The sequence below is a fragment of the Mannheimia sp. genome (assembly GCF_056854775.1).
This window is the reverse complement of record NZ_JBXGGI010000153.1, coordinates 1-7,181: the sequence shown is the minus strand read 5'-3', so window position 1 is coordinate 7,181 and position 7,181 is coordinate 1. Positions and strand designations below refer to the sequence as shown.

Genomic DNA, 7,181 nt, shown 5'->3' with positions numbered 1-7,181 from the left:
TCAATAAATAGGGAATTAAAGTCATAAATTTTCCTGATTAAATTTATCTTGTGCTATATTTTACAGAAATTCTAAAAATATAACAGGACGAAAAATGAGTGATAAAGTGTTTATTCGAGAGTTAACTGCATTTGCTTCTATCGGGGCGTATGATTGGGAACATACTATTAAACAACGTCTGGTGTTTAATATTGATATGGCGTGGGATTTTTCCAAAGCCGCAGAAACCGATGATGTGAAGTATTGCTTGAATTATGCAGAAGTGTCGGAAAAAGTGTTACATTTTGTAGAATCTCAACCGTTTAAATTGGTAGAAACCGTTGCCTATCAACTGGCAGAATTATTGCAAAAAGAGTACCAACTTTCTTGGATTCGCATTGAATTGCATAAGCCTAAGGCGGTGGCTCAAGCAAGTAGTGTAGGCGTGATTGTAGAACGAGGTCATCAATGACCTCATCATCACTGAAATTAGGTTATTTTAGCTTAATTATTGCGACCCTTTTCTGGGGTGGAAATTTTGTATTAGGCAAAGTGTTAAGCGGCTCAGTTCAGCCTATTACATTAACCTATTTGCGGTGGTTACCGGCATTTTTAATTTTGGCTTTGCTCTTTTTTCGCCCGACTTTACGAGCTATACCTTTATTCAAACCCCGTTTAGGCGTAATGTGGGTGCTGGGGCTACTTGGGGTTATTTTGTTCCCTGCTACTTTATATGAAGGCTTAAAAACAACAACGGCACTCAATGCCAGCCTCTATTTAGCTATTTCGCCTGTTTTGGTATTGCTTTTAAACCGACTTGCTTTTAAAGAGCAAATTAGCCCGATTATTTTAACAGGTGCAATTATTAGCTTGCTCGGTGTACTGTGGTTATTAATGCAAGGGAAGCTTTCTCGTTTAGTCAACCTTTCAATTAATAAAGGTGATTTATGGGCGATTGCATCTACTATAAGCTGGGCGGTTTATTGCTGTGTGATTCGGCTACGTCCGCAAGGCATCAGTAATACCGTATTTCTTACGGTATTGGTTGGATTAGCGGTTATCACTTTAACGCCTTTCTTTATTTATGAATATGCAACAGAATCTGCAAAAAATTTAGCAAATTTGACCGCTTTACAATGGAGCGGAATAGGTTATTTAGTTATTGGACCGTCCATTCTCTCTTACGCTTTTTGGAATTTTGGTATTGCGATAGTGGGTTCAGCTAAAGGAACGGTAATGACTAACTTTACACCACTGTTTGCAGCCATTTTTAGCATCATTTTATTAAATGAAGCAGTCCATATTTACCATATTATTAGTGCTGTATTGATTACGGCAGGCATACTGATTTGTAGCTATAAAAAATATTAACCGGAGGTAGTAATATGTTTCGTACAGAAATTTTAGAACGTTTTGAACAATTAATAGCGGAGAAAAATTGTGAAATCACAAAAGCGGTGATTGAGCAACTTATCAGGCAAGATTTTCACGGACAGTTATCTTATGAAGTTGTTGATGAACTATGTGAAGAATTTAAACGCTCTCGCATTGAATTAGCCCTATTTTGTATTTCAATTGCCGCTTGCTATGCGGTTACGCCCGTCTCTCATTTTAATGTTGGAGCAGTAGCAGTTGGGAAACGTGGCGATTTCTATTTCGGGGCAAACCAAGAATTTTCAGGGGAATGTATGCAGCAATCGGTTCACGCAGAGCAGAGTGCGATTTCCCACGCGTGGCTTGCAGGCGAAACCTTGATTACAGATGTAGTGGTTAATTACACCCCTTGCGGACATTGCCGCCAATTTATGAATGAACTTAGTGGAGCTGAAAATCTAAAAGTGCATTTACCGCACAGTCAAGATAATTTATTACATAGCTACTTGCCGGATAGTTTCGGACCAAAAGATTTAGGCATTGAAAAAGTCCTACTTGACAACCAACCACAACAGTTTGCAACTACAGGCGACAAACTACAACAAGCCGCCATTGCTGCTGCAAATACGTCTTACGCACCTTATAGCAAAGCCTTTAGTGGGATTGCATTACAAGTCGGCGAACGTATTATTTGTGGCAAATATGCTGAAAATGCAGCGTTCAACCCAACTTTTTTACCGTTACAAAGTGCATTGAATTATCGCCTATTTTTAGGATTAGCTGATGTGCCTGTTGAGCGAATTGTATTAGCCGAAGCAGAAGGCTCATTAAGTAGTAGAGCAATGACAAAAGCCTTAGCTAAATCCTTATTGGATTTAGACATTGAATATGTTCCACTACAAGCGGTCTGATTTTTAATTATTTTTGCGATTTAATCACTATTTTCTAAAGCGAGCAAAAATGCTTGCTTTTTTATTCTCTATCTTTTTGATTTAACACATATTTTGGTGTTTTTTTACTAATGGCAAGTTGTAATTTTAGTTAAGATATTTCCCATAATATTAAAAATATAAGGATTTGAAATGAATAATGCACTCATTTTAGAACAAGTTAAAAAGAACCGACGTGATATGGCTATTTTTATAGCGGACGTTGTTCTTTTCTTTGTTTTACTAAACACATTACCTTTTGAGCCGGAGCCAACCAAAGGCTTAGCTCTTTTAGCTTTTGTTGCTATTTTATGGCTCACGGAAGCGGTTCACGTTACCATTACTGCTCTTTTTGTGCCTGTGTTGGCAATTGCATTGGGGGTGGTTACTTCAAAAGAGGCATTAAGTGCCTTTGCTGATCCAACTATCTTCTTATTCTTTGGGGGCTTTGCATTGGCTGCCGCATTGCATATCCAAAAAATTGACAAAATGATCGCAAATAAAATTATGGCTCTGGCAAAGGGAAAATTATTTGTTGCCGTACTTTATTTATTTGGCGTTACGGCTTTTTTGTCAATGTGGATGAGCAATACCGCAACGGCTGCGATGATGCTACCTCTTGCATTAGGCATTCTCAGTAAAATGGACAGAGAATCGGAACGCAATACTTATACTTTCGTATTACTTGGTATTGCGTATAGTGCAAGTATCGGCGGAATGGGGACTTTAGTCGGAAGCCCGCCAAATGCGATTGCAGCTTCCCAGCTACACCTTACATTTTCCGATTGGTTGATGTATGGCTTGCCGGTTATGTTGATTATTTTGCCATTAGTCATTTTTATTTTATATATCACTTTCAAGCCTAGATTTAACCAAGATTTTGAGTTTGAATTTGAACAAATTAACTTTAATCGTCAACGTGTTATTACGCTGAGCATTTTTCTTTTCATTGCGTGTTGTTGGGTGCTAAGTAGTGTGATTAATCCGCTTATTTCAAGCTTCTTAGGCTTAAAATCTAATATTGGCAACTTTGATAGTATTATTGCACTCGTTGCTTCCTTGCTATTGTGTGTAACAAAAGTAGTGAGTTGGCAACAAATTCAAGACAATACAGAATGGGGAATATTATTTCTCTTTGGTGGCGGGCTCACCTTGAGTGCCGTACTTAGCCATACAGGAGCAAGCCGAATTATGGCGGAAGGTATTATCTCTTTAATTGAAGGCAAACATTATTTTATTGTGTGCTTAATTATTGCTGCTTTTATTATTTGTTTAACGGAGTTTACTTCAAATACCGCAAGTGCAGCATTACTTGTGCCGATATTTATCTCTATTGCAGAGGCTTTAAATATCAACCCACTTGGATTTGCCTTAATTATTGGACTAGGGGCATCTTGTGCCTTTATGTTGCCTGTAGGAACGCCACCTAATGCCATTGTTTACGGCACAGGTTTGGTTAGACAAAAAGATATGCTCAAGTCTTATAAAATCGACTTGCTTTGTATATTAGTGATTGCCGGAATTGGTTACTGGTTCTGGTTGTAAATGAAAATAGCCAAGTGATTACTTGGCTATTTTTTTATAAAAAGGGAATTACTTACCCCAAACTTCTTCTGCAATTTCTTTAATTAAGTTTAATTTCGCCCACTGTGCTGCTTCAGTTAAAATATTCCCTTCTTCGGTGGATGCAAAACCACATTGTGGCGATAAACATAATTGGTTAATCGGTACAATTTGAGCAGCTTCTTTAATACGTTCGATGATCGCATTTTTATCTTCCAAATCACCAAATTTCGAGGTAATTAAACCTAAAACCACTTGTTGATTTTTAATATGACGTAACGGCTCGAATGTACCTGCACGCTCGGTATCATATTCTAAGAAGAAACCGTCAATACGGCATTTGCCGAATAATGTTTCAGCAACAGGACCATAACCACCTTCCGAGAACCAAGAAGAACGGAAGTTACCACGACAAATGTGCATTGTAATAGACATATCGGCAGGTTTGGCATCAACAATACGATTTAATAAGGCAACATATTTTTCGGCTAAATCAGCTAAATCGAAACCTCTGGCCTCAAATTCTTTACGTTTGTCTTCGGCACAGAATTGTCCCCAGCTTGTATCATCTAGCTGTAGGTTGCGTAATCCCATTTCGTAGAATTTGTGCATTGCCTTAATATAAGCATTGGCAATATCATCATAAAGTTTTTGCTCGTCTTGATATTGTGGTAGTGGCTGGTAGTTTTCATCTCGCACACAGCAGATAACGTGCAACATTGTTGGAGCAGGAATAGTAAATTTAGTTGGATAATCGCCTGCTGCTTCTTTTAAAATGCGGTAAGCATCAATAAAAGAGTGATTGTCCGAGAAATCAATATCACCTACGATTTTTACGGTTTGACCCTTCGGCTTATGACCCGTGAAGTTTACATTAAAGACTTCTGTTTCTTTCCAATCCATACCGTCTAATTCAGCTAAGAAATCCAAATGCCACCAAGTACGGCTGAATTCCCCGTCAGAAACCGCTTTTACGCCGTGTTGTTTTTGCAGTTCAACGAGTTTTTTAACCTCTTGGCGGGTTACTTCTCTGAGTTCCTCACGGCTAATTTTTTGTTGGTTGAAATCTTCTCTCGCTTGCTTTAACGCATCAGTACGCAGAAAACTGCCTACAATATCATTGCGATAAGGGGCTTGGGTACGAATGGTTGCTTCCGGAAATAATTGGCTCATAAAATCACTCCTTGTAATTGTATTGTGTTATAAACACTGTTAATCATAGCAAAAAGAGCAATAAAAAGCCCTTCATTAACTTATGAAAATTAATGAAGGGCAGTATGAAAATTTTTACTATACAAGCGGTGATCTTTTGCAAATTTTTTGCAATTTTTAACCGCTTGTTAAAGGCTATTATTGCGTTGCTACAATAGTGCCGTCTTGGTAATCCACCGTTACAGGTTTATTCGGTAATAATTTACCGCTTAAGATCTGTTGAGCAAGTGGATTTTCAAGCTCTTGCTGAATCGCACGTTTAAGTGGTCTTGCTCCGAACAATGGGTCAAAGCCTGCATTGCCGATATGATCTAAAGCTGCATCGGTTACGGTTAGGCTATAACCACGTTCTGCCAAGCGAGTAATTAAGCGTTGTAGCTGAATTTTCGCAATTGAACGGATATGATCTTTTCCTAACGAGTGGAACATCACCGTTTCATCAATACGGTTGATAAACTCAGGGCGGAAATGGTGTCCAACAACTTCCATTACCATCTCTTTAACCGCATCATAGCCCTTATGTGCATTCTCTTGAATGAGATGTGAGCCCAAGTTTGAAGTCATAATCACAACGGTATTGCGGAAATCCACCGTTCTGCCTTGACCATCAGTTAAACGTCCGTCATCTAACACTTGCAGTAAAATGTTAAACACATCAGGGTGGGCTTTCTCCACTTCGTCGAGTAGCACCACAGAATATGGGCGGCGGCGAACCGCTTCAGTTAAATAACCGCCTTCTTCATAACCAACATAGCCCGGAGGTGCACCCACTAAGCGAGACACGCTGTGTTTTTCCATAAACTCAGACATATCAATACGCACCATTGCATCAGGGTCATCAAACAAGAAGTTGGCTAATGTTTTGCTTAATTCCGTTTTACCCACGCCGGTCGGACCTAAGAATAAAAACGAACCAATCGGTTTATTCGGGTCAGAAAGCCCTGCACGGCTACGGCGAATAGCATTTGCCACCGCATCCACTGCTTCATTTTGACCGATAACACGAGCGTGCAATACGTCTTCCATATGAAGGAGTTTTTCTTTCTCGCCTTCCATCATTTTAGCAACAGGAATGCCCGTTGCTTTTGAAAGCACTTCGGCAATTTCTTCTTCGGTTACTTTGGTACGAAGTAATTGCGTTTCTGCATTTTTTTCGCCATTTTCGACCGCTTGTAACTGCTTTTCTAAGTTTGGAATCACGCCATATTGCAACTCAGACATCTTCTCAAAGTTGTTCTCACGGCGAGCTTGATCCATCGCAATGCGAGCGTTTTCCAACTCTTCTTTAATATGTTGTGTGCCAAGCAGTGCTGATTTTTCCGCTTTCCATACTTCCTCAAGCTCTGAATATTCACGCTCTTTGGCTGCCATTTCTTCATCTAACTTCGCTAAACGTTGGCGGCTGGCTTCATCTTCCTCTTTTTGTAACGCTTGGCGTTCCAATTTGAGTTGAATAATGCGGCGTTCAAGCTTATCTAACGGCTCAGGTTTAGAGTCAATCTCCATTCGCAAGCTAGAAGCCGCTTCATCAATTAAATCAATCGCTTTGTCCGGCAACTGACGATCCGACACATAGCGGTGCGAAAGCGTTGCTGCTGCTACGATGGCAGGGTCGGTAATTTGCACGTGGTGGTGAATTTCATAACGTTCTTTCAATCCACGCAAAATCGCAATGGTATCTTCCACCGTTGGCTCGTCCACTAATACTTTTTGGAAACGGCGTTCAAGGGCGGCATCTTTTTCAATGTATTGACGATATTCATCAAGGGTAGTTGCCCCTACGCAGTGTAATTCACCTCGTGCAAGGCTTGGTTTGAGCAAGTTGCCGGCGTCCATTGCACCGTCTGTTTTACCTGCCCCGACCATTGTGTGAATTTCATCAATAAAGAGGATAACTTGTCCTTCTTCTTTGGCGAGTTCGTTTAAAACCGCTTTTAAACGCTCTTCAAATTCGCCACGATATTTCGCCCCGGCAATCAATGCTCCCATATCAAGCGAAAGTACACGCTTGTTTTTCAAGCCTTCCGGCACTTCACCATTGACAATACGCTGTGCCAAGCCTTCCACAATCGCCGTTTTACCCACGCCCGGTTCGCCGATAAGCACTGGGTTATTTTTGGTACG

6 protein-coding genes are annotated in these 7,181 nt (G+C 40.1%); 4 read left to right on the top strand and 2 right to left on the bottom strand.

The window, feature by feature from the left end; genetic code table 11:
• Positions 1–94: 94 nt before the first annotated feature.
• From folB to ACJHV0_RS11000, 4 genes are all read left to right on the top strand, one after another.
• Positions 95–451 (top strand): dihydroneopterin aldolase, encoded by a 357-nt coding sequence (gene folB / locus ACJHV0_RS11015; protein ID WP_283386110.1) that lies wholly within the window; start codon positions 95–97, stop codon positions 449–451.
• A complete protein-coding gene (locus ACJHV0_RS11010) occupies positions 448–1,350 on the top strand; it encodes a DMT family transporter (RefSeq protein WP_483134218.1) in 903 nt (300 codons plus the stop codon). The genes folB and ACJHV0_RS11010 overlap by 4 nt, the downstream gene beginning before the upstream one ends.
• Before the next feature lie 14 nt (positions 1,351–1,364).
• The gene (cdd, locus tag ACJHV0_RS11005) at positions 1,365–2,264 is read left to right on the top strand and encodes a cytidine deaminase (RefSeq protein ID WP_483134217.1); all 900 of its coding nucleotides are present in this window, start codon (positions 1,365–1,367) and stop codon (positions 2,262–2,264) included.
• A gap of 171 nt (positions 2,265–2,435) precedes the next feature.
• The gene (locus ACJHV0_RS11000) at positions 2,436–3,827 is read left to right on the top strand and encodes a DASS family sodium-coupled anion symporter (RefSeq protein WP_334229769.1); all 1,392 of its coding nucleotides are present in this window, start codon (positions 2,436–2,438) and stop codon (positions 3,825–3,827) included.
• A gap of 48 nt (positions 3,828–3,875) precedes the next feature.
• On the opposite strand, the gene ACJHV0_RS10995 is transcribed toward ACJHV0_RS11000, so the two are convergent.
• Entirely contained in the window at positions 3,876–5,018 is a 1,143-nt protein-coding gene (locus ACJHV0_RS10995) for a 5-methyltetrahydropteroyltriglutamate--homocysteine S-methyltransferase (RefSeq protein WP_483134216.1), read from the bottom strand.
• A 177-nt stretch (positions 5,019–5,195) separates the two neighbouring features.
• Positions 5,196–7,181, bottom strand: a 1,986-nt coding sequence (locus tag ACJHV0_RS10990) for an AAA family ATPase (RefSeq protein ID WP_483134215.1), incomplete at its 5' end; no start/stop codon positions are given.